Origin of the sequence: Vibrio sp. OY15 (genome assembly GCF_000742455.1) — a bacterium.
In the GTDB taxonomy this organism is placed as follows: domain Bacteria; phylum Pseudomonadota; class Gammaproteobacteria; order Enterobacterales; family Vibrionaceae; genus Vibrio; species Vibrio alginolyticus.
On the sequence record NZ_JPIL01000006.1, the window covers coordinates 308,329 to 334,727 of the forward strand.

A 26,399-nucleotide genomic window follows, 5' to 3' on the forward strand; every position below is an offset into this window, starting at 1 on the left:
ATGAGACACATTATTTCATTGCTATTGGAAAACCAACCGGGTGCGTTGTCTCGTGTTGTTGGTTTGTTCTCTCAACGTGGTTACAACATTGAATCTTTGACGGTATCACCGACTGATGATGAAACCCTGTCGCGAATGAACATTACCACGACATCTGATGAGATGCAGTTGGAACAAATTCAGAAGCAGTTACACAAACTGATCGATGTGCTGAAAGTACAAGAAGTCACCGAGTATGAGCACATTGAGCGTGAACTGATGATGGTGAAAGTGAAAGCCAGTGGTTTTGCGCGAGCAGAAGTGAAGCGGACGGCAGACATCTTCCGTGGCCAGATCGTGGATGTCACGGCTTCCCAATACACCGTACAACTTGCGGGTACGAGTGAAAAGCTAGATGCCTTCATTCAAGCGATATCCGAAGTGACCGAAGTTGTCGAAGTTGCTCGTAGTGGTGTCGTTGGCATTGCGCGAGGAGAGCGAGCCCTCAAACCTTAACTCTCTGATTGCATATAGAAAAGCCACTTAATCTAAGTGGCTTTTTTGTTTAGAAAATAACAATTAATGATATAATTGTCGTTTTAGTAAGCATGATAGGCATTAGACGTGTGAAAGTACCTAAGCGAGTCGGCACCTTATTGGCGACAGCACTATTTTTTAGTGCACTCACTGCCGCTTACTACTATCAGAAATATCTGACGTTGTTAGAAAACAATGTTGAGAACACCGCTCAAGAAGCGTTACATCAATTGGCCTATACTGGCCGTGAATACAGCAATATTCAGGATCAAATCGAAACGATCAGTGACCTACTTGGTCACAGCCAAAGTCTGTATGAATATCTGCGCCAACCTAACCGGGTGAACCGTTCCATCTTAGAAGACATGTGGATCTCGGTCGCAATCAATCAAAAGTTGTATAAGCAAATTCGCTTTCTTGATGTTTCTGGTCGAGAAAAAGTGAGGATTAATTATGAGATTGAAACAGGCGCTGCGTTGCCCGCGATCAAATTGCAAAATAAGTCAGAGCGAGATTACTTTCAATTCGCTAAGAACTTAGACGATGGCGAAATCGCTTCGTGGGGGATAGGTTTAGAACGAGAGTATGGCGAGTTAGTCTATCCCTATAGCCCGTCACTGCGTATTTTGATGCCTATTTCGCTTAACGGAAAGCGCGAAGGGTATCTTGTGCTTAATGTTGATATTGACTATTTATCCTCTCGACTCAACTATTCGTCAGTGCTTGATTTCCATATTGAGCTGATTAAGAGTGACGGATTTTACATTGATAGCCCTAAATCAGCTCGTTTGTATGGCCATATAATTCCCGCTCGCTCTCAATTTAATTTTGGCCGGATGTACCCAAACATTTGGCGTAGTTTAAATTCAAAAGATTCGGGCTATGCTTACAATGGTTCGAATTTGGTCGCGTATCGCACCATCCAGTTTGTTTCTAGCGAACCTCTTCATCTGGTTATTGATCTTACCAATGAGCAGTTATTATCCCGAGCTCAGAGGGATATTGATGACTTAATCCAAGAAGCGTTTTTTGTTCTAAGTTTGGTGCTCGGCTTCACTTTGCCGACGGCAGCCCTTGCTCTGCATTATCGGCGTCATAGTATGGAATCGAAGTTGGCTCGAGCTGCTCTTGATGGTATGACTGCGGTGATGATCTCGGATGCTTCACATAGAATCATCATGGTTAATCAAGAGTTTGAAAACATGATGGGTTACTCAACCAAGCATGCCCAAGGTTGGAGTGCACATCATTTAATTCTCTTACCTGAAGATCTCGAAGCAAACCTGAGTATCTGGAAAACACTGAAGAGTGAACACGTATGGGAAGGGGAGATTCGTTGTCGAACTAAGTTTAATCAAGTCTTTACTGCAATAATGCGTATTCAGGCGAATTTAACCAAATCAGGTAAAGTGAGTTATTACATTACGTCGCTGGTGGATATCTCTGGGCAAAAAGAGTTAGAAGAAAAATTACGAAACCTAAGCGAAAAAGATGGCTTGACGGGGTTGTGGAACCGCCGAAAATTTGAAGAGCAATTGGCGCAATATGCGGGGATTATTGAACGCTATCCTGATAGCCCTCCTGCTTGTTTGGCGTTGTTTGATATTGACCACTTTAAACGTATTAATGACGAGCTTGGCCACGACGAAGGAGACAAGGTGATTTGTAGTGTCGCAGAAACCCTCCTAGAAGAAGTCCGCAGCACAGACTTTGTATCTCGTGTCGGTGGTGAGGAATTTGCAGTGATTATGCCGCATACAACTCTAGAAGAGGCTGAAATTGTATTGAACAGGCTACGTGTCGCGGTTCAAATGCGTAGTGATAGAGGCATTACTGTCAGTGCTGGGTATAGTGATTTAACCTCTGATCGTACAAGAACGTATAAATGTGCTGATATTGCTTTGTATGAGTCAAAAAGTGCAGGGCGTAACTGCGTATCGCTATGTCATAGTTATGATGATATTGCTTAGTGCTTTTACAAAAACGAAAAAACGGGGATAGACCCCCGCTTTTTAGTCTCAGCGTTATTCGCTAGCCAGTATGCGACATTGGTTGTCGATGGCGGCTTCGATACACTGTATTGACTGTCTCAAATAACGCTCTAGATAACCTAAAGCATCCTGACTCTTTTTGTCTAGCGATGCCTTCATCAGTATTTCTTGCTCATCGAGATTACAGTGCCCAGGGTTCCCTGTGCCTAAAATCTGCATCGCGAAGTATTGGTAGCGTTTAATTTGCGTGAGTAGATCGCGGAAAAACCCAAACATATTGACAGAGCCAGCACCTTCAAACAGCGCAGTAAGAAACTGATTTTGGCGCTCTTCCCATTCCCTCCAGCAAAAGCTTTCGCCAGGTTTTACTCGGGATAACTTGTGATAAGCAGTTAGTACATCCAGTTCCCATTTTTCATCGCCAATCGTAATTGCCTTACTGAGTAAGCATGCGGAGACCATTTGCAGGCTTTCGTACAAGTCATGTAACTCATCTTTACATATAGGTGCAACCCAGCAGCCTTTTTGCGGCTCGAGTTTGACGTATTTGCTCCAAGATAATTGCACCAATGCTTCTCGAATGGGTGACGCTCCTACGTTGTACTTCTCTTTGAGTTCGGCAACCACGAGTTTTTGACCTGGTTTAAGCTCGCCATCGAGAATATCCTGACGGATCATTCTTAATACTTTGTCGGTAAGAGTGGGACTAGACACATACACCTCATAGAAACTTTAATCGTGACGATAAAATTAAACAGTACGAAATTCTGATAGAGGTAAATAATACAATTAGCCTATTATGAGAGCAAGAAAGCCATATAAAAAAGGAGGGCATAAGCCCTCCTTCTCAAGAAACTGAAGTGTTAAAAGTTCAGTCTTATAGCACGTGTACAGAAGCTGTGTTCGTAGTACCTGAAGCAACTAGAGCGCCAGAAACCATAACAACGATATCGCCTTTGTTACCTAGACCTGATTCTAGAGCAAGTTCTTTACCCGCTACGTAGAATGCGTCAGTGCTTTCGATTGAATCAACAACTACAGGAGTAACACCTTTAGTTAGAACTAGCTGTGCAGCAGTTTTCTTGTTAGTTGTTAGCGCTAGAATGTTTGCAGTTGGGAAGTACTTACGTACTGAACGTGCAGACTTACCGCCTTCAGTTGCAACAACGATAAGTGGAGCAGCTAGTTTCTCAGCTGTGTCTACTGCACCTTTACATACTGCTTCAGTGATGCGTAGGCGTGGGCTGTCTAGACGAGAACCTAGTTCAGCTTTTAGCGCTGAGTCAGTACGGTTCGCGATTTGAGCCATGATAGTTACCGCTTCAACAGGGTATTTACCTTTCGCCGTTTCACCAGAAAGCATTACTGCGTCAGTACCGTCCATTACCGCGTTAGCAACGTCGCCTGCTTCCGCACGAGTAGGACGTGGGTTGTTGATCATAGAATCAAGCATTTGAGTTGCTGTGATAACCATCTTACGTGCACGGTTACACTTCTCGATCATCATTTTCTGAGCGAAGATTACTTCTTCAGCTGGGATTTCAACACCTAGGTCACCACGTGCAACCATGATGCCGTCAGAAAGCTCTAGGATCTCGTCGAAGTTATCAACACCTTCTTGGTTTTCGATCTTAGAGATGATGTGGATGTTCTCGCCGCCGTTTGCAGCAAGTACTTCACGGATTTCTTGAACGTCAGACGCTTTACGGATGAAAGAAGCTGCTACGAAGTCAACGCCTTGCTCACAACCAAACTTAAGGTCGTTCTTATCTTTTTCAGATAGTGCAGGTAGGTTTACAGAAACGCCAGGAAGGTTAACACCTTTGTTTTCGCCTAGTGCACCGTTGTTAAGAACTTTACATTTAACTTCAGTTTCAGTCTTAGAGATAACTTCCATCTCGATTAGACCGTCGTCTACTAGGATAGTGTTACCTACGTTTAGGTCGGCTGCGAAACCAGCGTAAGTTACTGCAACTTTATCTTTGTTACCTACAACTGAAGTGTCAGTTGTGAAAGTGAATTCTTGACCTGCTACTAGATCAACATCGTTACCGCCTTCTAGCTTGATAGTGCGGATTTCTGGACCTTTAGTATCTAGAAGAATTGCTAGTGGTTTGCCAGTAGCTTCCATTACTTTACGGAAGTTCGCGATACGAGTGCCGTGTTCTTCGTAGTCACCGTGAGAGAAGTTAAGGCGCATTACGTTCATGCCTGCGTTAACTAGTTCAGTTAGCTTCTCTACAGATTCTGTTTTAGGGCCAATCGTACATACGATTTTGGTCTTTTTCATGGAAGATACTCTCCGGTAAGTATAGTTACAATTTGAAAGTCGGTTATTTACTCTGAAGTCAGGACGTTTTTGATGACATTTAGTACCTGTCATCCACCGATTTTTCGTCTCATTATTAGAACTTCAGATTCTGAAAGTCTTTCACCAAGTTTAGTCATTTTATGACTAAAAGATCGGCGATTTTGGTTACCTTTTTGTGACTAATCCCACTTTATATGCAGAAAGTTGCAAAAAAATAGCCTTCAATTCTGTAATTTTTTTTCTTTTCGGTGGCGAATTCTACCACTGAATGAATCCAATATCACTGTTTAAGAATTGTCTTAGGACAAGGTTTTATCGAGAAATATTAATTTTTTGGATCGAAATAAATGGACTTGAAAGTTTCGGTTTGACTATAATAAGTTTCACATCGAAACTTAAAGTCAAAACTTAAATGTCGAAACGAAATACTCAATTAAGAAGACACGCCATTTCTAACTTGGTTTCTGAACTAGGAGAAGTCAGCGTTGATGAACTTGCTCAGAAATTCGAAACCTCAGAGGTCACGATTAGAAAGGATTTAGCTTCTTTAGAGAAAAACGGCCAACTTCTACGCCGCTATGGCGGTGCGATTGCTATCCCAAAGGAAGTCATTCACGAAGAATTGGGCGCTAATGTTTCGACTCGAAAGTTAAGCTTAGCAAAAGCAGCAGCATCATTGATTCGCGAGCATAATCGCATCGTGATCGACAGTGGCAGCACGACTGCCGCGCTGATTCAACAGTTGAATGACAAACGTGGCTTAGTGGTCATGACCAACTCGTTGCATGTTGCTAACGCCCTAAATGAATTAGAGAGCGAACCGACACTGCTGATGACTGGCGGTACTTGGGATACGCACTCAGAGTCCTTTCAAGGCAAAGTAGCCGAATCTGTATTACGAGCTTACGACTTTGACCAACTATTCATCGGTGCGGATGGCATCGATCTCGAGCGTGGAACCACGACATTTAATGAGTTGGTTGGCTTAAGTAAGGTAATGGCAGAAGCGTCACGTGAAGTGATCGTAATGATAGAGTCCGAAAAAATCGGCCGTAAGATCCCAAACTTAGAGCTCGCTTGGCATCAAGTTGATGTGTTGGTGACCGATGCAGATATCCAAGCAGAGCATAAAGTACAGATTGAACAACATGGCGTGAAAGTCATTTGCGCCTAATGATGTAATCAGTTTCATATTTCACTTCCCTCTGGATAAAGGCCTTTGCTTGCTGCCTCTATTTGAAATCATGGCTAGGGAAGAACAAAACTACAAACGGAGATAAACACATGTGTGGAATCGTAGGTGCAGTAGCACAACGAGATGTTGCAGAAATTTTGGTTGAAGGTCTACGCCGCTTAGAGTACCGCGGTTACGACTCTGCTGGCGTTGCGGTTGTTGATGGCGAATCAAACCTAACGCGCGTTCGTCGCTTGGGTAAAGTACAAGAATTGGCTGATGCAGTAGAAGAAGCAAAAGTGATCGGCGGAACTGGCATTGCGCACACTCGTTGGGCGACGCACGGTGAACCTTCTGAAATCAATGCTCACCCACACATGTCTGGTGATATCGCAGTTGTCCATAACGGCATCATCGAAAACCATGAAGAGCTGCGTGAGCTGCTTCAATCTCGTGGCTACGTGTTTGAATCGCAAACGGATACAGAAGTTATCGCACACATGGTTGAGTGGGAACTTCGTACTTCAGAAACGCTATTAGAAGCGGTACAAAAAACAGCAAAACAACTTGAAGGCGCATACGGCACGGTAGCGTTGGATCGCAAAGATCCTTCACGCATCGTAGTAGCGCGTTCAGGCAGCCCGATCGTGATCGGTTTTGGTGTAGGTGAAAACTTCCTAGCGTCTGACCAACTTGCATTACTTAACGTTACGCGCCGTTTCATGTACCTAGAAGAAGGGGACGTAGCAGAAATTACTCGCCGTGAAGTCACTGTGTTTGATGCAACGGGTGAGCCAGTTGAGCGTGAAATTGTTGAATCTAACGCAGAGCATGATGCAGGTGATAAAGGCCAATACCGTCACTTCATGCAAAAAGAAATCTATGAGCAACCTAAAGCGTTGATCAACACAATGGAAGGTCGTATCACGGCAGACTCTGTTGTGACAGACGCGATCGGTGTGCACGCGGCAGACATTCTAAGCAAAGTAGAACACGTACAAATCGTCGCGTGTGGTACGTCTTACAACGCAGGTATGACAGCGCGTTACTGGTTTGAAGACATTGCTGGCGTTAGCTGTGATGTAGAAATCGCGTCTGAGTTCCGTTACCGCAAGTTTGTGACTCGTCCAAACAGCCTTCTTATTACGTTGTCTCAGTCTGGTGAAACTGCAGATACGTTAGCAGCACTTCGTCTTGCGAAAGAGAAAGGTTATATGGCGGCGATGACCATTTGTAACGTAGCAGGCTCTTCTCTGGTTCGTGAATCAGATTTTGCATTCATGACTCGCGCTGGCGTCGAAATCGGCGTGGCTTCAACCAAAGCGTTCACGACTCAGCTTTCTGCACTACTTATGCTGGTAACAGCACTAGGTAAAGAGCAAGGCCGCATCAGCAAAGAGAAAGAAAAAGAGATTGTTGAAGCGCTGCATGCACTTCCTAAGCAAATCAACGCGGCACTTTCTTTCGAGAAAGAAATTGAAGCACTAGCAACGGATTTTGCAGACAAGCACCACACATTGTTCCTAGGCCGTGGCGAGTTCTACCCAATCGCGATGGAAGCGTCTCTAAAACTGAAAGAGATCTCTTACATCCACGCAGAAGCGTACGCGGCGGGTGAACTAAAACACGGTCCTCTTGCGCTGATTGATGCTGACATGCCTGTTGTTGTGGTTGCACCAAGCAACGACCTACTTGAAAAGCTAAAATCAAACGTTGAGGAAGTACGTGCGCGTGGCGGTCTTCTGTATGTATTCGCAGATGCAGACGCAGGCTTCGAAGGCGATGAAACAATGAAGATCATCACGATGCCTCACGTTAGTGAAATCACGGCGGCGATCTACTACACCATCCCAATGCAATTGCTGTCTTACTACGTAGCACTGATCAAAGGTACGGACGTAGACCAACCACGTAACCTGGCGAAAGCGGTAACGGTTGAGTAATTACGCTTAACAGCAAAAATCCAAGCGGCACATGCGAGAGTATGTGCCGCTTTTTTATTTAAGCCCACTTTAAGGGGGTGAGTTATTGACCCAACTGGTGAGCGGTTAGAATTGCAGAGTAGACATTTTCTGCCGTCACTGGGAATGGCATATTGTGGATGGTTTCTCCCTCGGCCGTTGAGGCTTCGGCGACCTCGCGCAACTTAGCGTGGTTAAGCTCTTTAACGCCCATATCAAATAAGTTGGTTGGTAGACCTACAGAGCGGCAGAATGCAAGAACCGTATTAATCTCTTCCATCGCTGCGTTTTCTAGTACCAGCTGAACTAGTGTGCCGAACGCGACTTTCTCACCATGATAGAGATGATGACACTCTTCAAGCTTAGTTAGGCCGTTATGAATAGCGTGAGCACCCGCTAGACCACTGCTTTCAAAACCGATACCGCTTAGGTATGTATTGGCTTCAATAATGTTTTCTACCGCTTTGGTGCTCACACCATTTTCTACCGCAGCTTTTGCTTTTACACCATCTTCAAGCAAGGTTTCATAGCAAAGTTTCGCAAGCGCTTGTGCTGAACGCGTCGCTAACCCACCAGCCATTGTTGCCTTACCAGAAGTCATGTTGGCACGAGCTTCAAAGTAGGTGGAAAGCGCGTCGCCCATCCCCGATACAAGTAAGCGAACAGGGGCTTTGGCGATGACTGACGTATCCATGATGACCATGTCTGGGTTTTTAGGGATCATCAAATATTCTGCAAATTCACCTTCAGGTGTGTATATCACCGCAAGCGCTGAGGTTGGTGCATCTGTCGAGGCAATCGTAGGAACCACCACGACAGGAATTTTTGTGTAAAACGCAACAGCCTTTGCTGTATCTAACGTTTTACCACCACCAATACCGACAATGACATCGTGTTTCTGAGTGGCACAAATGTCCGTGATGCGTTCAATCTCAACGCGCGAACATTCGCCACCAAAAATGTTCATAGTGAGTGGAAGCTTTTCGTCAGCAAAGCTTTGTTTGACGTCATCACCAACCAGGTTAGTCACGAACTCATCGGCAATTACTAACGGACGTTCACCCAATGTTTTCACATAGTGAGCGATAGATGTAAGTACTTGTTCACCTTGGACGTATTTGCTTGGGCTGATAATAATTTTGTCCATAATTCAAACCTTTAACCTTTTTTATGTGTGTTTTGGACTGCAATGAATATCCATTGTAGGGATAAGGTTTATATTAGGTTTGGTGTGGTAGGTGGTGAAGGATATCTCTGGTTTTGTTCCATGCTTTTATGACCTCTGTGTCAAACCGACTGTCAGAAGTAATAAGCATCAGCATGCTTTATGGCGCCGATCACTATTCAGGAAAATTTGTCGTTTTTCGTTTCATATTGAAACGAAAATACCGAAGTCGTTGTTTCAATATGAAACAGATTGATTTTTGTTGAGCACGTTTTTTCTCTGTTTAAGATGAATTCATACCCTACATAAAAATATAAATGGAATGAGATAGAACGATGAAAAAGTTAATTAACCAAGTCGATGATGTTGTATTGCAGCAAATGGAAGGCCTGGCATTGTCCCGCCCTGAGCTAAAAGCGAACTACGAGCCTCGTTACATGTGGCACGAGGAAACGCCGGGGCAAGTGGCACTGGTTTCTGGTGGTGGCTGTGGTCATGAACCTTTGCACGCTGGTTTTATTGGTAAAGGCATGCTGACAGGCGCCTGTCCTGGTGAGGTGTTTACTTCACCAACGCCAGATCAAATGTACGAATGTGGCAACCAAGTGAATACTGGTGAAGGCGTGCTATTTATCATTAAAAACTACACCGGAGACGTGTTGAACTTTGAAACGGCCGTGGAGTTGCTTCATACCGATGGTATCAAAGTTGGGTCGGTGTTGGTGGATGACGATGTTGCAGTCAAAGACAGCCTATACACCGCTGGTCGCCGTGGCGTTGCTGGAACGGTATTGGTTGAAAAGTTAGTTGGGGCTGCCGCGAGCAAAGGTTATTCGTTGGAGCAATGTGAAGCGCTGGCTCGTCGCGTGAATAATCACTGTCGTTCATTTGGCGTGGCGCTTAATGCTTGTGTTGTACCCGCAGCAGGTAAACCATCTTTTGTTCTGGAAGATGATGAAGTGGAGTTTGGTGTTGGTATCCATGGTGAACCAGGTATCAAGCGAGTGAAATACACCGATGTCGATACGTTAGTGGATGAAATGTTTGCTGAAGTTGCTGAAAACACACCTTATCAGCGCACATTGCGTATTTGGAATCGTGACGAAGGTGAATGGGATGAAGTGGAATCCAGCATTGAGCCTTTCGCCGCTGAACACGACTACATCGTGATGGTGAATGGTATGGGTGGTACGCCAACTTCAGAGCTTTACGGAGTGTACCGCCGTCTGGCTCATAACTGTGAGCAAGCAGGGTTCCGTATCGTGCGGAATATGGTCGGTAACTTCTGTACGTCACTCGATATGGAAGGCGTTTCGATTACGTTTCTGAAGGCAGACAAAGAGATGTTGGAGCTGTTTGATGCTCCTGTCGATACGGCCGCGATCAAGTGGTAACAGGGGAGAGCAAACATGCAAATTGAAAAACAACATATCGTTCACTGGCTAGAGTTATGTGCAAAAACGTATCAAGAGAATCAAGATTTTCTGACCGACCTTGATCGTGATATTGGTGACGCCGACCACGGTCTCAATATGAACCGTGGCTTTAAAAAAGTTGCTGAAAAACTGCCGCAATTTGCGGACCAAAATATCGGCAGCATTCTCAAGAATACGGGCATGACCTTGCTTTCTAGTGTCGGTGGGGCAAGTGGCCCGCTGTATGGCACGCTGTTTATTCGCACGGCTGCCGCTGTCGGAACCCGAGAGCAACTAACGTTTGAAGAGTTGGTCGATGCACTAAAAAGCGGTGTGGATGGCGTGGTGTCTCGTGGTAAAGCAGAGCTGGGTGATAAAACCATGTGTGATGTTTGGTTACCCGTTTTAGTTAGCGTGAAGGCGTCGTTAGAAAATGGCATGAGCGCCGATCACTTACTTAATGAAATGGTTGAGCTAGCAGAAACGAACGCGGTTGCCACGATTGAAATGTTGGCGAAAAAAGGGCGAGCAAGCTATTTAGGTGAACGCAGTATTGGTCACCAAGATCCCGGTGCAACCTCTTCTTTGTTAATGATTAAAGCACTACAGCAGGCAATAGCAGGTAATTAAGATGGTGGGAATTGTAGTTGTATCTCATAGTCGTCGACTTGCCGAAGGGGTGGCAGAACTTGCCACCCAAATGACGCAAGGCAAAGCCAAGCTTGCGATTGCTGCTGGGATTGATGATCCAGAGAACCCGATCGGAACCGATGCCATTGCCGTGATGGAAGCGATTGAGCAGGTACAAGATCAACAAGGGGTCGTTGTGTTGATGGATCTTGGCAGCGCGTTGCTTAGCACGGAAATGGCTCTGGACCTGATTGATGATCATGTGAGGGAAAATGTCACCCTTATCTCGGCACCTATTGTTGAAGGAACCATGGCGGCGTCGGTGGCTGCTGCTGCCGGACTACCTTTATCGACGGTAGTCGAAGAGGCACAGAATGCGTTAAGCGTAAAACGAGAGCACCTTGGTGATCAGCCACTAACATCCGCTGAGATAGCGCCAGTATCAGAAAACTTTGAGCAAGAACGGACATTTGATTGGGTGGTGCAAAATCCGCATGGACTACATGCTCGTCCCGCTGCGGCCATTGTTGGTGCACTCGCGCCTTTTGACTGCCAATTATGGTTGAAAAAAGGCGAGCGCCGTGTGAACGCGAAAAGCTTAAACAGCATTGCGAAACTTGGCGTTCGTAGTCAAGAGACGATCACCTTATGCGCACTTGGACCTCAATCCAGTGAAGCAATCAAGGCATTTGAAGCCTTAGCTAGTGAGCACTTCGGAGAAAAAGAGGCGGTTGAGCAAGGCATTATCGAACCTGAAGAAAGTTCAGATACTCTGCTCGATGGCATGGCCTCAAATCAGATTGAAGGTGCTGTTGTTGGTATTCGAGTCAATGACGGTATCGCTACTGCTCCTGCTGTCCTTTTTACTCATGAAATGCCAGCTGTGCCTGAACGTGATTTCCAAAGTGAACAAGATGAAATTGAACGGGTTAAGCGTGCGATAGGCGTAGTTGTTCAACATTTGCAGGAGCAAGCGAAGCAGCCGAAAGGGGAAATATTTGCTGCTCATAGCATGATGCTCAGTGACCCAGAATTATGGGCATCGGTCGAGTCGCGAATTCAAACGGGCATGATAGCCGAGCAAGCTTGGGTAGAATCACTGCAAACGTTGGCCAAAGAGTTTCGCCAGGCAGAAAGTCAGTACATGCGGGAACGCGAAGCAGATGTGCATGATATAGCACGCCAAGTTATGGTCGAAATGACAGGCGTAACGCCTAATGCCATCGACATTAAGGAACCGAGTATTTTGTTGGCCCGTGACCTTATGCCTTCTGATGTGGCCGGGCTTGATAAATCGAAAGTGCTTGGTATCTGTTTGAGTGAAGGAGGGAAAACCTCTCACAGTGCGATTCTTGCTCGTGCGATGGGGATTCCTGCCATCGTTAAAGCTCAGGGTTGTCTTGATGCTGTGCGTGCTGGGCAAGTGGTGACTATTGATGGCTTTCGAGGGCATTTATGGTTCTCTCCTTCAGATGCCATACAACAGGAATTAGAAGCGCAACAAATTGAGTGGCAAAGCACCCGACAAAGTGCATTATCGAGTGCTCAGCAAGCCGCAGTCACCTGTGATGGTGTCCATATTCCAGTATTCGCCAATATTGGTGGACCGAAAGATATTGATGATGCACTAACATCAGGAGCTGAGGGCGTTGGTCTATTTCGGACTGAGTTTCTATTTCAAAACAGTGATGAGTTGCCAACTGAGGAAGCGCAATACCAAGTGTATCGTGATATTGCCGCCGCACTTGGTGATAAGCCACTTACGATTCGTAGTCTAGATGTTGGCGGTGACAAGCCTTTAGCCGCTTATCCTATGCCAGCAGAAGATAATCCATTTTTAGGTTTGAGAGGGGTGCGGTTGTGTCTTCAACATGAGTCATTGTTTACCGCTCAACTTCGAGCCATTCTGAGAGCCTTTCACGAGCAACCGAATATTCAATTGATGATACCGATGGTGGCTCAGGTTGAAGAAGTGAGAAAAGTAAAAGCGCTGTTGGCGCATCAAGCAAACCAACTCGGCTTGGATGCGACTCATTTGCCCGTTGGTATTATGATTGAGGTGCCAGCCGCGGTATTAAATGCTGATGCGTTAGCCCAAGAAGTCGACTTTTTCTCTATCGGCACCAATGATTTGACTCAATATGTTATGGCCGCCGATCGAGGTAACGCCGCTGTTGCTGAATTGGTGAACTACTTTGAACCATCGGTACTAAAAGCCATTGAGCTCACGTGTGCAGCAGGCGATCGCGCGGGTATACCGGTTAGTATGTGTGGTGAGATGGCTGGCGATCCAAATGCCACAGAAACATTGCTTCGCGTGGGGTTGCGAAAATTCAGCGCCAGTGCGAGTCTGCTACCGGGACTAAAAGCGCAGATTCGTCAGTTGTCTGTCGATGTTTAATCGATACCTTATCGTTAGTACATCTGTACCGGCGTGCTTACGCCGGTTTTACTTTTGTTATAGGAACGCCAATTCACGACTTAATACAGCTTCATTTGCTCCTGCAGCCCAAACTTATTAATTTTTCTCCATAAGGTCGTGCGGCCAATTTGCAATGCTTTCGCCATATCATGCATTTTGCCATCACACTGATTCCAAGCCTGAACGATAGCTCTTCTCTCGGCTTCTTCTAACGTGATTACTGGCGTATTTTCTGCGGTATGGCGAGAATTCAGTTTAATGTCTTCAGGAATATCGTTCAGCTTGATTAAGTTGGAACTGCGGTTCAGCAAAATTCGCTCAGTTCGGTTTCTTAATTCAGAGTTGTTGCCTGACCAACGAAAATTCATCAACGCTTCCAGTGCGACTGGCTCTATCGAGATCGTCACATTGTGGCGGCGTTCATAATGGCTGATAAGCTGCTGGACGAGAAATTCAATGTCTTCTTTACGCTTTCGTAGTGGCGGAATATGCAGCTCGTTCGAGGAGATTTCATAATAAAGTTGCCGACCAAATGAGCGCTGAGTGACATACTCGCTGATCTCTGAAGCGGTGCTCGTAATAAGTTGAAAGTCTACGGGGATCAATCGCAAACTGTCGCTGCGGCTGACGAGCCCAGTTTTTAACAACTTAAGTAGCACGGCTTGTAAATCGGGCGACAGATATTCCACCTTTTCTAAAAAGAGCGTACCGCCATGGGCGAGCTCAAACTTTGAAGGCATGCCTTGCCCCTCGTCGTATCCCAGGGTTTCTTTGACCAGTTGCTCTGTATTGATGGAGCGACAGTTGAGCGTAATGAATGGCCCTTCTTTGTAGGTGCTTTCGTTATGAATCGCCATGGCGAGAGTGGCTTTTCCTACGCCTTCTTCACCTGTAATTAGAATTGGTGATTTGGACTTTATGGCCCGTTTTGCCACGGTAATGACATGCTTCATTTTTCGTGAAATGACAGGCAAAGTGCTGAACGTATAGCGCGCACTGCCACCTATTTGTTGTTGAGCAAGTTCGCGAATTTTATCGATAGGGTGCAAGAACAATAAGTGTGTGCCGTCGTTGAGTGGACGCAAGGTGATGATCGCTTCAACAAACTCGCCACGAACCTCTACCGTTGTGAGTTTACGGTTTATGCTCGCACCTGACTCAATACTAGTAAGGACATTCGGTGGGAAGCGCAAAACAGAAAAGACTTCTTTATCCAAGACCTGACTGGCTTCAATGTTTAGCAAACGCTCGGACTGGTGATTTACCATGGTTATACGGCTTTCTTCATCCCAGGCCAGAAGGCCGTCATCCATGCACTCTAACGTTGCGTTATGCGCACAAGTGAGGCGGTTCATGTTTTCTTGTTCCGACTGAATGTGGATTTGCAAGCTGACTTCTTTCGCGCTCGACGCGATGATGACTAAGTCTTCTTTCTTATAGCTCTCTGCTTTTTTGAGAAGGCATGTTGTGCCGCGTAACTTGCCAAACTGGTCGAAAACAGGCGCCGCTACAGAGGCATAAGGATGTAAGTGGCGATTGAAATGTTCTGCTGCGAAAACTTCACACGGGATATGAGTATTGATACAGAGATTGACTGCATTTGTGCCTATCTTTCCTTCGGAGAGAAAACAGCCTTGTTTTATGCCGAGCGTTTGCATCTCTTGTCGCATAGAGTCGTGCCCGACGGTGGAGAGAATACAGCCGTTGCCATCGGTTACCATCAATACCAGGTCTTCGTCCCCTAGCATGTCGTAAGTGTCTTCAAGTACGGTCGTGGCGCATTCGATGAGATGTTCGTTGCGCTTCATTAGAGATGAGAAGGTAAATCCAGAGGCAATATGTGGTTTTGACCAGGTGTAAGGGCTGCATTGCTTTATGCAACGCTCCCACGACTCGAGGACGGGAGTGCGGGAAAATTCTGGAGATACCCAGTGGTGTTTCTGGAAAAACTCCCACTTAGTTTTAGTGTCTTCGATTGAAAGCATGCGATACCGTTTCAATACTAGCGATAGATTGGTCTGATGTTACAGAGACATCGGAATATGGACTGTGATGGCTTTCACGCACGTTGTATAGAAGAATGCGCAAAAAGAGGGGCGAGTTGAGGAGGCTTCCGTGCCAGTTTTTCGATTAAAAAGGGCTGTCTTTGCCGAGCTCATTGCAAATCTCGACAATGGCAAGTGAGAGCCCTGACTTAATGATTTGTTGTTGACGTTGCAGTTGTAGCTGATAAAACTCAAGGTCGATGTCGTCATCTGGTTCGCTGACTTCCAGTTGTACCATGCCCATTTTCTTCACCAAGTGCAGTTTCTTAATTGGTTCTAGAATATTCGGGTCAGTGAATTCGTAATCTGAAGCGTCACTATTGAGTTGGTTTTTGAGTTTGATGATGTCTTCGATGTCGTGGTAGATGTCATCGGGGAGCACTCCCAAGCCAAACAATAACTTCAAACGAACAGACAGATCGCCCAGCGGTCCAGAGTCTTGTAGCAGCGGACCGACAACCGATTGAACAGCGAAGTTATCTTTACGAAAGATTCTTTGCACCAACCCGTCGATCGAATCGTTAAAAACGTCGACTGCTGCAATGAAAAAGCCTCGTACCGATGGTGCGCTGTTTAATCGCTCAATGATCTCGGTTTCGTTGATGTTATCTGCCATATACTGAATACATTTCTAATTATTAGCTATCCCAACTCTTCAAGCAGAGAAGGACATAGAAGGGGAGCCGAGCTCCCCTAGGTAAATCAAAGTTGGTTGTAAAGTGTCTCGATTTGAGCCACTTCCTCGCTGTCTTCTGCAAGACCTGTGTATGTCGCTAGCGTCTTCTTCACACCCACTTCTTTTAATGAGTTTTGTAGCTCTACGGCTTGTGGGTCAGTGTCGTTAGTGTACTTCAACGCAGCGGCAATGCCTTTCAAAAGTGTTTGATTTTCAGTGCCATACTCAATTGTACCGAGTAAAGGCTTCACTAATCTATCGTTTGCACCCAATTTTCGAATTGGTTGACGACCTACGCGATCCACCTCATCCACTAAGTATGGGTTGGCAAAGCGTCCTAAAATCTTCTCGATGTAGGCGTTGTGCATGTCACGGTCGAAGCCGTAACGTTTGATCAGCACTTCACCACTCTCTTGCATCGCCTGTTTTACTTCAGCGTGAATGCTTGGGTCTTCAATTGCTTCACGAATGGTGTGATGGCCTTTCAAGCAACCTAGATAAGCGGTAATGCAGTGGCCTGTATTGAGAGTGAATAGCTTGCGTTCTACGAATGCCATTAGGTTGTTGGTTTTTTCCATGCCTGCGATATCAGGGATTTCGCCCTTGAATTGCTGTTCATCCACAATCCATTCGCTAAAGCTTTCTACCGTCACTTCTAGTGGGTCATCGTTCGCTGCTTCTGCTGGTGGCACGATGCGGTCTACCGCTGAATCGACAAAGCCAACCAACTCGTCTGCTTTTGCGTGCAATGATTCATCCAAATGTTTGTACACTTCACCTTTTAGGTGAGTCGTGCCACGAACCATGTTTTCGCACGCGATGATGTTCAATGGCTTATCGTTGCCTGCCGCAAAGCGCTTTGCAATGCCGGTAGCGATGGTTTTTGCAATGATGTCCAGTACGTTGGGACCTACGGCAGTGGTTACCAAGTCAGTTTTTACAATGCGATCGATGACATCTTCGCTGGTGGAGTTAACAGCGGTGACGTGGGTTACGGTGTCAATCTGGCATTCCGTACCGACCACTTTTACTTTGTATTCTTGTTTGTGGCTAAGTTGATCAACCAGTGGAGCATCAACGTCTGCAAATGTGACCTCGACTTCTGCATCTGCTAATAGTTTACCGATGAAGCCACGACCAATGTTACCTGCGCCAAAATGAACTGCGTTTTTCATAATTCTTACCTACCAATGTCTAAAATGTTGACTTACGAAACTAGGGGGAGGCCAACCGCATAGGGGGTGACAGCTGACCTCATTTGCCTCAGGAGCAAATTAAAGGGGTAATTAAGCCGCTTGTTGACCGCCAAGGATGTTTAGAATCTCTTCCACATCGTTGGTGCTGGTTAGCTTCTCAATTGCCTCCGGCTCATCGAGCGCGTTCGTAATGGTGGTAATCACCTGGATGTGCTCATCGTTCTTAGCGGCAATGCCGATAACCAGTTTCGCAACATCATCGTCGTCTTCAGTAAATTGGATACCCGATGGGTATTGGCAGATTACAATGCCAGTTTTCTTCACGCGGTCTTTCGCTTCTACCGTGCCGTGAGGCACTGCGATAGATTCGCCTAGGTAAGTTGGAACCAATGCTTCACGCTCAAACATCGCGTCTACGTATTCTGGTTCTGCGTAGCCAAGTTCGACCAACTTGTTGCCCGCGAAGCGAATCGCTTCTTCTTTGTTGGCAGCTTTCAAACCTAGGTGAATGTTTTCACGCTGGATTTGGAACACCGACGTTTGCTGTGGCTCGAAGTTGTCGTCGTTTGCTGCCACGAGCGACACTTTTACCATTTGGTCGTCATTGGCTGCGGATTGGTTTTGTGCTGCTAGTAGTTTGGTGACTAGCTGGTTGTACATCTCGCTGTCTAGGAAGTTAGTCAATGAAATGTGGTGTGCGTTTGGAGCATGCTTACGTGCACGATCCGTTAAGTCTTTATGAGTAATCACGATATCTGCACTCTCTGGTAAGCTGTTAATGGCAAGGTTGGTTACGTGGATGTTCAGACCTGCGTCTTGAACCTTTTTGCGTAGCATGCTCGCGCCCATTGCACTCGAGCCCATGCCCGCATCACAAGCGACAATGATGCTTTGTACTGTCGCTAGGTCTACGTCACCTTTGCTTTGGTTGTTTACCACCGCATCGTTTTTAGATGCAGATTTCATGTCTTTCATTTGTGATGTTGCTTTTTCTAGTGCTGCTTCATCACCGTCTTCTTCTGTTGACGTTTGAGTCTTCATTAGCAGTGCTGCTACGGCGAATGACACGCCTGTTGCTGCTGCGATAGACGCTAGAACACCAACGATTGAGCCTTTCTGAGTCATCAACAAGATTGCAAAGATTGAACCTGGTGATGCTGGAGAAACGATACCTGCGTTAAAGATAGTTAGAACGAATACGCCAGTCATACCACCTGCGATAGCCGCAAGGATTAGGCGAGGGTTCATTAGGATGTATGGGAAGTAAATCTCGTGGATACCGCCGAAGAAGTGGATGATTGATGCACCACCTGCAGTTTGACGAGCCGTACCTTTACCAAACACCATGTAAGCTAGCAGGATACCTAGACCAGGACCAGGGTTTGCTTCGATTAGGAAGAAGATCGATTGACCTGTCTCAGACGCTTGTTGGATACCCAGTGGAGAGAAGATACCGTGGTTGATCGCGTTATTTAGGAACAGGATCTTCGCAGGTTCAACGAAGATTGAAGTCAGTGGTAGTAGGTGAGCAGAAACTAGGAAGTTAACGCCAGCCGCCAAGCCACCAGAAAGAATTTTTACGAATGGACCGATAAAGATGAAGGCAAGGATCGCACATAGCATGCCGATGATGCCCGCAGAGAAGTTGTTAACCAACATCTCGAAGCCACTTTTTACTTTACCATCGATGTAGTTATCGAATTTCTTGATAGCCCAGCCGCCCATTGGGCCGACCATCATTGCCCCCATAAACATTGGGATGTCTGTGCCGACAATCACACCCATTGTTGTGATTGCACCGACTACCGCACCACGATCGCCGCCAACTAATTTACCACCGGTGTAACCGATAAGTAGTGGCAGCAAGTAGGTAATCATTGGGCCAACCATAGAGGCTAACGTTTCGTTTGGTAGCCATCCAGTTGGGATAAATAGAGCAGTGATAAAGCCCCACGCGATAAACGCGCCGATGTTTGGCATTACCATGTTTGACAGAAAACGACCAAAATTTTGTATCTTGATCTTGGCATCTGGTGATATCATAACAATTCCCCGTTCGATGTTCTGATGAATCTTGTTGTAGTAAACGGTTCGCCAAAACCGTTTGTTTGATTGCTTAGTACCCAATCAATTTACCACACATTTTCCAATTGGAACTGACAACGGGTTTTTCGTGATCTACGCCCGCATTTCTTAGGCTGAGAAACGGTTTTTAAGTGACCAAGTTCAACTTATTAACTTGTAACTTAATAACAAAAAGCAACTTTCAAACCTGTCAATAAAAATCTTAGTGATCAATCCGATCTTCTGACAAATTTAAAATCAAAATACTTTGTGACTTTGATCACTTTTGATTTTTTTTGAAATTCGAATTAAATGCTTGTGATGATCAATGTCACGTTTTGTGTTGAGTTGTGGTGGATTTAAAGTGTGACTTGGATCTGTTTTTGTTTTTTGTGAAAGTTTGTGACGGAATTGGTGAGATAAATGCTATCTAGATCTTTCGATAGATTGTATCTGTAAGAGTCTTTTCGGCGCACTTCACGGAGCACGCCTAATTAGTTGGTGAAAGGGTAAATAAAGTGAGTCGCCACACGGTTCTTCTTGTGATTCCCAACTCTCTACTTAATCACTGTTCTTAATCATCGTTGCTATTAGTATGATAGACGAGGTAGTCATGAGCTTGCTCGCGTCCCATATACCTTGCCAACGTCTTTTCTTGAACATCGCGCAAATCCACCATAATCAATCCATCTAGAGCGTTATTGAATGCAGGGTCGACGTTGAAGCATACCAGCTTGCCATTGAGGCTTAAGTACTGACGTAGCAAAACGGGCACTCCTTTCCCTTCATCGATTCTGGCAATGACACGTGACAATAGCTGTAAATCACCCAGAGCAGTGAGCATGCTGGTGTTCCAGTCACGGTGGTGCTCAGGAAGTGGGTTAGAAGGTGTGACGTACTCTGCGCAATTGTTGTCGTAGTGGTGCAGTGTCATTGATTGAGCCAGTAATTGACGTGCAGTATCGCTATAATCGTTGCTAATGCTTACCGGACCAAATAGGTGAGTGTAATCTGGGTTTTGATGAACGAACGTTGCGATGCCTTTCCACAGCAGCAGTAGCGCGCTCATGCTCTTTTGATATTGCTGTGCAATCACAGAGCGCCCCATCTCAATGGATTTACCCATTTGGTCGATAAAGCGTTGGTCATAGTTAAACAACGTTCGTGAATACAGACCTGCTACGCCGCGCTTTTCAATCAGTTGATCAACCAGACCTAAACGATACGCGCCCACCAAGCATTGGTTCTCTCTATCCCACACAAACAGATGCAGGTAATCATGATCGAAATGGTCAATGTCTATTGCTAGTCCTGTCCCTTCGCCAACCTGTCGGAAATTGAGCTCACGTAGGCGACCAATTTCATGCAGTAGGGAAGGGATACTCTGCGACTCCGTGCAGTAAACATCGAACTCACCACTTGTTAGCAGCTTGGACTCTTTTGGTAAGTTGTTCAGCTCTTCAAGCAATTCGCCTACGGGTAACCCTGCCGCTATTGGAGAGAGCATTTCTGATGAAGAAGAAGGCTTCACTGAATGGGTTTCACGATTGAGCAAATAAGTGTTGAGCCGCAAATAGTTCACTACTTGATCATCGTTAAGCGTGTTGATCTCTTTGAATTTGATTGATTGGCCAAAAGATAAATCAATGGTTTGCGCCTGTTTGTTCAGCAGTTCTCGCCCAAGCAGTAGGGTGCGCAAAAGTGGATGGATTTTCCCTGCCATATAGAAGCGTTTCGAGTTCTGACCACTGATGAATACTGGAACTGTCGTTGCTTTGTTTTTGCGGATTAGGCTACTTACGCTTCGACTCCACGCTTTATCTTCCAAGCGTTGCTGTTTGGCATCGACTAACTGGGAAACCTCACCGGCAGGAAAGACAAGCAATAAGCCGCCACTTGCTAGGTGTTTATTAGCCGCTCTGAGGGCCTTCATATTCGATTTGACGGCGTCTTTGCCTTCAAACACATCGACACCAATGAAGAGCTGATCTAACTCCGGCACGGTTTTCAGGTATTGGTTGGCTAGAATTTGGATATCGTCTCGTACCATCAACAAGAGTTCGGCCAAGATGACGCCTTCCACACAACCAAGCGGATGGTTCGCCACAATGACGGTAGCACCTTGTTTAGGAACTGAATCGAGTGAACCATGAGCAATGCGATAGTCGATACCTAAGATATCCAGCGTGAAGCGGAGAAAAGTTTTGGTATCGGCATTAACGGGGCGTTGGGCGTAGAACTTATCAAGTTGGTTTAAACCGGTTGCCCATTCAGCAACGTTTTCACCAATGCCAAACGGCGTTTTACGAGGGAGACGAAAAGGGGTTGAACTATCCATATTTACCTCAGCGTACAAGTTGCTGATTGGATAGTAGAAATTACAGATGACAGTTCAGAGGCAAAAGCATGAGCCTTTGGTGACAAACTAATGAAGCTTTATTGACTAAAGAAAACGGTATATCACTGTGCTATGAATCAAAACTCGCGTTATGTCTCCCTCTTAAAACAAGAGATAGGCTATCTTATTTAGAACAAAGATTAAGCTAAGTTGATATTTATCAGGGGGAAGTAATGGAACGAGTTTCCAATAAAGCAGCACTTTGGATTGGGCTAAGTTTGATACTTGGTCTTGGCATCCTTGGCTATTTTATGCAGCAGACGGCGGTGAAATACCGAGCCTATGAAAGAGTCGTGACAGTAAAAGGTTTGTCGGAGCGTGAGTATCCTGCTGATACGGTGATTTGGCCGATTCAATTTACTCTAGCGAGTAATGATATGGGGGCCATGTTTGATGAAATTGACCAGCAAACCCGTTTGATTTTGGACTTTCTAAGTGCCAAAGGGCTTCCTGAAACCAGCGTTTCCCTTTCTTCCCCAGCGGTCATTGACAGAAAAGCACAGCAATATGGGAGCGAGCAAGACATTGAGTATCGTTATTTGGCCTCGCGAACCGTTACGGTTTACAGCCAGAGTGTTGATGTTGTTCGAGCGGCAATCAATGAAATAGGTGAGCTAGGAAAACAAGGCGTTTTGCTTAACCAAGATCCTTATGCAAATCGTGTTGAGTACAGCTTTACTAAGCTGAATGATGTGAAGCCAGACATGATCGAAGAAGCGACTAAGAATGCGCGTGAAGTGGCTGAGAAATTTGCGAAAGACTCACAGAGTTCACTGGGTAAGATCAAACGTGCAACTCAAGGGCAGTTCTCGATTTATGACCGAGACAGCAACACGCCTTACATTAAGAAAGTACGAGTGGTATCGACGGTTCAATATTACTTATCTGATTAAAGTTGCGCTCATATAGTCAATAGTTGGTCGTTCCATCACCTTCTATTTGTAGAGGTATCTATGCTCTGTGATAGGGAAATCAGTCTTCGCTGACGCTATATACAAGTACTTTTTTATAAAACTAAGTTCTTAACAGTGATGAGGTGAGTTTGATAATAATCAAGCTCACTTGTTTCTTATGAGCGTAAGTTAGTATGACTTATTGCTAGAAGGAATTAGTATCATGGCATACAAGCACTTTGTTAGAGAACTACTGGGTTTAGCGATTGTTGTCTCTGTCGTCTTTGGCGTATTAGGCGTGATGTTAGAGCTCTTCGCACTGACGGCACTTTGGGAGCATCAGCAAACGATAGCCGATGTTTTTTTCCATGAATCTCTCTACTTCATCGTATTTTTAATCCCACCATACTTCCTCTGGAAGTTGATTAACCGCCCTGCATTGGTTTCTGCTGATCAAGCTTATTTGGCAATGAAGTTAGAGGCTGAAAGTCGACAATGAGTCGATTTAGTGAGTAATGAAAAGAAGAGGCTATGAGAAAACATTAGCCTCTTTTCTATCTGATTCGTGGGGCAAAGTAGTCGCTGCTTTATTGATTAAAAAGCTGCTTCGATTGTGCCTTTGAAAGTGCGATCGAGATAATCACGAATCGCTTGAGATTGATAAATAGAAACGAACTTTTTATACGCTTCATTATTTTTGTCTGCGTCACGAGTGGCGATGACCATGACTGCTAATGGGGCGTCTTTTGCTTCAAGATAGATACTTTGTTTCTTCGGATCTAAACCAGAAGACATTACGTAGTTCATTGTAATCGCAGCCGCGTCCACATCATCTAATGTTCTTGGTAGCTGAGCGGCATCTACCTCGACAAATTCAAATGATTTTGCGTTTTTTGTGATATCAGTTAGGGCGGCTTTATGGCCAACACCCTGTTTCAGCTCAATTAAACCTGCATCGGCGAGTAGCAACAGACCACGACCACCGTTGGTAGGGTCATTTGGAAGCGCTATACGTGCATTGTTTGGAAGCTCTTGCAGTGAGCGATACTTATTGGAATAAAGCCCCATACGCATAAGAATGGACTGACCAATTGATACTAATTGGGCGTTATGGCTACTGTTGAAGTTGTCTAAAAATGGCTGGTGCTGATAGCTATTAATATCGATGCTACCATCGCTAAGAGCGGCATTAGGTGTCACGTAGTCAGAAAACTCAATGACTTCGACATTCAAACCTTGCTTCGCTGCCTCCTTCGCTACCGCCTCGACTACTTGTGCATGTGGTCCAACTGTCGCGCCCACTTTAATGACAGAGTCATCTTTTTCTCCACAAGCGCTTAAGCCGACTACTGCCGTGAGAATCAAAGCTAGTTTCTTTAAGTGACCAATACTTTTCATTGTAGCTCCATTTTTGCTTTAGACGTCCATACGTTTATATGTCCATACTATCAGAAGTTGTCTGAGGGTCAATGGTTTAAATCACGAGCAGACATTTTGTTTCTATTGCTCGTATAGAAAGCCAGATAATAGTTAAAGAAGAGGGGAAGAAGAAAAGCTATTACGAGGTTAGTGACGAGTTACCGCAACCGAAACTGTACCCAAAGATATAAGATACAAAAAAGGCGTAGTAGGTATTAACCTGCTACGCCTTTCGAAATATGGTGGCCCCTCGCAGACTTGAACTGCGGACCAATCGATTATGAGTCGTGATAATATTTGTTTCATCAAATTCCATGTTATCTCAAATTATCTTAAAGTGATTGATAAATAATGAATTATTTAACTTGCCTTATCTTGTGATATCTCACAAACTGTCATTAAGAGACCTCCTAACTACACCCACAACTACACCCAGTTTAGCGTTGGGTGTTGTTGCGCAACAAAGGATCTGTTATGGCAATTACGCAAAAAGAAATTGTGGGTTTAAAGCCTAAAAGTAATGCTTATTACGTTTGGGATGATGACCGAACTAAAGGCGTTGGACGTCTTGGAGTGAAGGTGTTTGCTAGTGGAAATAAAGGGTTTGTCTTTCGTTACTACCGCGAGGGTAAGCGTCTATTTATTCAGTTAGGGCGATTTCCTGCGCTCAGTCTTGTTGATGCGAGAAAAGAGGCGCATAAACTGGGCTTAATGTTAAAGCAGGGACTTGATCCTAAATTTGAACTAACCAACGCAGAGAAAAAGCGTGAAGCAGCTCGAAGAGAAGATGAGAGCAAGGGAAGCTTAGAGTTGTTGTTTCAAAGCTATGTAAACCAAATGAAAAAAGAGGGGAAGCGAACTTATCAAAACGTTTATCGGTCACTGGAGAAAGAGGTTTATCCATTTATCTCCAGAGAAACAAAAGCTTGTGATGTGACGACAGCTGATATCGTTACGATATTAGCTCACATGATACAACGCGGTGCCGCTACACAGAGCAACCGAGTCAGAAGTTACCTTCATGCCGCATTTAATTATGGCCTTTCACATGACAATGATCCTGCGAATTACTTGAGAGACGCTAAGTTTGGTCTCGTCTTTAACCCAGTATCTTCTATACCAAAACAAAAAGATGCAGAGCGAGTAGGGGAGCGCTATCTAACGTTCACGGAATTACATCAATTTATGCATGATATTGAATTTGATATAGAAGGGGTTCGAGCCTCAGAAATGATGCGATGCCTTATTCTTCTTTGTATTCATACTGGTGGACAAAGACCTTATGAGATTGCAGCATCAAAATGGACGGCAATCAATTGGGATGAACGAACGTTACTTATCACTCCTGACCTTTCGAAAAACAAGCGTAGCCATTTGGTCCCTCTAACTAACACAGCTATGTCGATCTTAAAGAGATTAAGTGAAAGAGAGTCAACCAGTCCTTTTATCTTCCCTCATTATAAAGACGAAAATGACCACGTCCGCTTAGATTCATTGAGTCAAACCATTGCTCGTTATCGAGATGATCACCCACACTTTGAGCATTTCATCCCCAGAGATTTGCGCCGTACGTGTAAAACCTTGATGGGAGAGCTGGGTGTAAGTAAAGCATTGAGAGATAGGCTACAGAACCATGCACTGAATGATGTGAGCTCAAAACATTACGATAGATACGAATATTTGGCTGAGAAGCGTCATGCTTTGGGTTTGTGGGAAAGTAAGTTATCTAGGGTTGAAGAAACGGGTTCAAACGTGGTTAGTCTTTGATAAAGTGAGATTAGCGTTCGCACTGTGAATGCTGCATTATTTTGTTTCTTTTAATTGATGTATCGTTGAGTAGTAAGTGACGTCGTACGATTTCATACTCAATTGGTTCTGACTCGATTCTGTCCAGAACTTTCACAGTTGGCACTTCGTAACTCAGAAGTGCCCCATTGCTTGTTAGGTTTTTTACTCATTTATATCTAATCAACCTGAGTTAGCTCTACTCATATTTATTCGATTGAGTTGAAAACTTAGCGTCCCGTTGCTAGGCGAGTTTTGCAGCCTAACATCCTGTTTTATCTCTAAGGTTTGATTATTAGTTAAAAAATATAACTAAGAGCGCGTTGTGTAAGAGAAAA

Annotated in this window: 19 protein-coding genes; 10 read left to right on the top strand and 9 right to left on the bottom strand. The window is 45.0% G+C overall.

The annotated features are described in order from the left end of the window. Window positions 1-495 carry an acetolactate synthase small subunit gene (ilvN, locus tag IJ23_RS08610; RefSeq protein ID WP_005379697.1) on the top strand — a complete coding sequence of 165 codons (495 nt, stop codon included), beginning with the start codon at window positions 1-3 and terminating at the stop codon, window positions 493-495. A gap of 110 nt (window positions 496-605) precedes the next feature. Next, window positions 606-2,486 carry a sensor domain-containing diguanylate cyclase gene (locus IJ23_RS08615; protein ID WP_005379698.1) on the top strand — a complete coding sequence of 627 codons (1,881 nt, stop codon included), beginning with the start codon at window positions 606-608 and terminating at the stop codon, window positions 2,484-2,486. A gap of 54 nt (window positions 2,487-2,540) precedes the next feature. Here the strand turns inward: IJ23_RS08615 and IJ23_RS08620 are convergent, their stop codons facing one another. Next, entirely contained in the window at window positions 2,541-3,227 is a 687-nt protein-coding gene (locus IJ23_RS08620; RefSeq protein WP_081886409.1) for a GntR family transcriptional regulator, read from the bottom strand. Between the two features lie 157 nt (window positions 3,228-3,384). Further along, window positions 3,385-4,797: a pyruvate kinase PykF gene (gene pykF, locus IJ23_RS08625; RefSeq protein ID WP_005392243.1), complete on the bottom strand. Its 1,413-nt coding sequence runs from the start codon at window positions 4,795-4,797 to the stop codon at window positions 3,385-3,387. A gap of 433 nt (window positions 4,798-5,230) precedes the next feature. On the opposite strand from pykF, the gene IJ23_RS08630 reads away from it, so the two are divergent. Both IJ23_RS08630 and glmS read left to right on the top strand, forming a co-directional pair. After that, window positions 5,231-5,992 (top strand): DeoR/GlpR family DNA-binding transcription regulator, encoded by a 762-nt coding sequence (locus IJ23_RS08630; protein ID WP_033906045.1) that lies wholly within the window; start codon window positions 5,231-5,233, stop codon window positions 5,990-5,992. 110 nt (window positions 5,993-6,102) lie between these two features. Then, the gene (glmS, locus tag IJ23_RS08635; protein WP_033906046.1) at window positions 6,103-7,935 is read left to right on the top strand and encodes a glutamine--fructose-6-phosphate transaminase (isomerizing); all 1,833 of its coding nucleotides are present in this window, start codon (window positions 6,103-6,105) and stop codon (window positions 7,933-7,935) included. 82 nt (window positions 7,936-8,017) lie between these two features. On the opposite strand, the gene IJ23_RS08640 is transcribed toward glmS, so the two are convergent. After that, complete coding sequence (locus tag IJ23_RS08640) at window positions 8,018-9,100, bottom strand: glycerol dehydrogenase (RefSeq protein ID WP_005379703.1); 1,083 nt, start codon at window positions 9,098-9,100, stop codon at window positions 8,018-8,020. A 353-nt stretch (window positions 9,101-9,453) separates the two neighbouring features. Between IJ23_RS08640 and dhaK the strand changes: the two genes are divergently transcribed. Genes dhaK through ptsP form a run of 3 tightly spaced genes read left to right on the top strand, consistent with a single transcriptional unit; the run spans window position 9,454 to window position 13,564 of the window. Then, window positions 9,454-10,512: a dihydroxyacetone kinase subunit DhaK gene (gene dhaK / locus IJ23_RS08645; RefSeq protein ID WP_033906047.1), complete on the top strand. Its 1,059-nt coding sequence runs from the start codon at window positions 9,454-9,456 to the stop codon at window positions 10,510-10,512. A gap of 15 nt (window positions 10,513-10,527) precedes the next feature. Further along, on the top strand, window positions 10,528-11,163 hold the full coding sequence (dhaL, locus tag IJ23_RS08650) for a dihydroxyacetone kinase subunit DhaL (RefSeq protein WP_005379705.1): 636 nt from the start codon (window positions 10,528-10,530) through the stop codon (window positions 11,161-11,163). 1 nt (window position 11,164) lies between these two features. Further along, the gene (ptsP, locus tag IJ23_RS08655) at window positions 11,165-13,564 is read left to right on the top strand and encodes a phosphoenolpyruvate--protein phosphotransferase (protein ID WP_033906049.1); all 2,400 of its coding nucleotides are present in this window, start codon (window positions 11,165-11,167) and stop codon (window positions 13,562-13,564) included. Between the two features lie 80 nt (window positions 13,565-13,644). On the opposite strand, the gene dhaR is transcribed toward ptsP, so the two are convergent. The 5 genes from dhaR to IJ23_RS08680 form a co-directional block, all read right to left on the bottom strand. Further along, the gene (gene dhaR / locus IJ23_RS08660; RefSeq protein WP_033906051.1) at window positions 13,645-15,570 is read right to left on the bottom strand and encodes a dihydroxyacetone kinase operon transcriptional regulator DhaR; all 1,926 of its coding nucleotides are present in this window, start codon (window positions 15,568-15,570) and stop codon (window positions 13,645-13,647) included. A 145-nt stretch (window positions 15,571-15,715) separates the two neighbouring features. Continuing rightward, window positions 15,716-16,246, bottom strand: coding sequence for an MltR family transcriptional regulator (locus IJ23_RS08665; protein ID WP_005379708.1), 531 nt, complete (start codon window positions 16,244-16,246; stop codon window positions 15,716-15,718). Between the two features lie 86 nt (window positions 16,247-16,332). Next, window positions 16,333-17,481 carry a mannitol-1-phosphate 5-dehydrogenase gene (locus IJ23_RS08670; RefSeq protein WP_033906053.1) on the bottom strand — a complete coding sequence of 383 codons (1,149 nt, stop codon included), beginning with the start codon at window positions 17,479-17,481 and terminating at the stop codon, window positions 16,333-16,335. Window positions 17,482-17,592: 111 nt separating this feature from the next. Next, window positions 17,593-19,545 carry a PTS mannitol transporter subunit IICBA gene (locus IJ23_RS08675; RefSeq protein ID WP_033906054.1) on the bottom strand — a complete coding sequence of 651 codons (1,953 nt, stop codon included), beginning with the start codon at window positions 19,543-19,545 and terminating at the stop codon, window positions 17,593-17,595. 595 nt (window positions 19,546-20,140) lie between these two features. Beyond that, window positions 20,141-21,904 (bottom strand): lysophospholipid acyltransferase family protein, encoded by a 1,764-nt coding sequence (locus tag IJ23_RS08680; RefSeq protein WP_033906055.1) that lies wholly within the window; start codon window positions 21,902-21,904, stop codon window positions 20,141-20,143. 233 nt (window positions 21,905-22,137) lie between these two features. On the opposite strand from IJ23_RS08680, the gene IJ23_RS08685 reads away from it, so the two are divergent. Together IJ23_RS08685 and IJ23_RS08690 are read left to right on the top strand one after the other, a co-directional pair. Then, window positions 22,138-22,857, top strand: coding sequence for an SIMPL domain-containing protein (locus tag IJ23_RS08685; protein WP_005379714.1), 720 nt, complete (start codon window positions 22,138-22,140; stop codon window positions 22,855-22,857). A gap of 223 nt (window positions 22,858-23,080) precedes the next feature. Continuing rightward, window positions 23,081-23,356: a hypothetical protein gene (locus IJ23_RS08690; RefSeq protein ID WP_033906056.1), complete on the top strand. Its 276-nt coding sequence runs from the start codon at window positions 23,081-23,083 to the stop codon at window positions 23,354-23,356. A gap of 95 nt (window positions 23,357-23,451) precedes the next feature. Here the strand turns inward: IJ23_RS08690 and IJ23_RS08695 are convergent, their stop codons facing one another. After that, a complete protein-coding gene (locus IJ23_RS08695; RefSeq protein ID WP_017633488.1) occupies window positions 23,452-24,255 on the bottom strand; it encodes a MetQ/NlpA family ABC transporter substrate-binding protein in 804 nt (267 codons plus the stop codon). 495 nt (window positions 24,256-24,750) lie between these two features. Between IJ23_RS08695 and IJ23_RS08700 the strand changes: the two genes are divergently transcribed. Then, a complete protein-coding gene (locus IJ23_RS08700; RefSeq protein WP_033906057.1) occupies window positions 24,751-26,043 on the top strand; it encodes a tyrosine-type recombinase/integrase in 1,293 nt (430 codons plus the stop codon). Window positions 26,044-26,399: the final 356 nt, after the last annotated feature.

What these genes read in the sequence shown, in the direction of transcription:
- IJ23_RS08685 (WP_005379714.1), top strand. Translation starts at nt 22,138, where the DNA reads ATGGAACGAGTTTCCAATAAAGCAGCACTTTGGATTGGGCTAAGTTTG.
- pykF (WP_005392243.1), bottom strand. Translation starts at nt 4,797, where the DNA reads ATGAAAAAGACCAAAATCGTATGTACGATTGGCCCTAAAACAGAATCT.
- IJ23_RS08665 (WP_005379708.1), bottom strand. Translation starts at nt 16,246, where the DNA reads ATGGCAGATAACATCAACGAAACCGAGATCATTGAGCGATTAAACAGC.
- IJ23_RS08670 (WP_033906053.1), bottom strand. Translation starts at nt 17,481, where the DNA reads ATGAAAAACGCAGTTCATTTTGGCGCAGGTAACATTGGTCGTGGCTTC.
- dhaR (WP_033906051.1), bottom strand. Translation starts at nt 15,570, where the DNA reads ATGCTTTCAATCGAAGACACTAAAACTAAGTGGGAGTTTTTCCAGAAA.
- IJ23_RS08695 (WP_017633488.1), bottom strand. Translation starts at nt 24,255, where the DNA reads ATGAAAAGTATTGGTCACTTAAAGAAACTAGCTTTGATTCTCACGGCA.
- IJ23_RS08690 (WP_033906056.1), top strand. Translation starts at nt 23,081, where the DNA reads ATGGCATACAAGCACTTTGTTAGAGAACTACTGGGTTTAGCGATTGTT.
- IJ23_RS08675 (WP_033906054.1), bottom strand. Translation starts at nt 19,545, where the DNA reads ATGATATCACCAGATGCCAAGATCAAGATACAAAATTTTGGTCGTTTT.
- dhaK (WP_033906047.1), top strand. Translation starts at nt 9,454, where the DNA reads ATGAAAAAGTTAATTAACCAAGTCGATGATGTTGTATTGCAGCAAATG.
- IJ23_RS08640 (WP_005379703.1), bottom strand. Translation starts at nt 9,100, where the DNA reads ATGGACAAAATTATTATCAGCCCAAGCAAATACGTCCAAGGTGAACAA.
- dhaL (WP_005379705.1), top strand. Translation starts at nt 10,528, where the DNA reads ATGCAAATTGAAAAACAACATATCGTTCACTGGCTAGAGTTATGTGCA.
- IJ23_RS08680 (WP_033906055.1), bottom strand. Translation starts at nt 21,904, where the DNA reads ATGGATAGTTCAACCCCTTTTCGTCTCCCTCGTAAAACGCCGTTTGGC.
- IJ23_RS08700 (WP_033906057.1), top strand. Translation starts at nt 24,751, where the DNA reads ATGGCAATTACGCAAAAAGAAATTGTGGGTTTAAAGCCTAAAAGTAAT.
- IJ23_RS08630 (WP_033906045.1), top strand. Translation starts at nt 5,231, where the DNA reads ATGTCGAAACGAAATACTCAATTAAGAAGACACGCCATTTCTAACTTG.
- ptsP (WP_033906049.1), top strand. Translation starts at nt 11,165, where the DNA reads ATGGTGGGAATTGTAGTTGTATCTCATAGTCGTCGACTTGCCGAAGGG.
- glmS (WP_033906046.1), top strand. Translation starts at nt 6,103, where the DNA reads ATGTGTGGAATCGTAGGTGCAGTAGCACAACGAGATGTTGCAGAAATT.
- ilvN (WP_005379697.1), top strand. Translation starts at nt 1, where the DNA reads ATGAGACACATTATTTCATTGCTATTGGAAAACCAACCGGGTGCGTTG.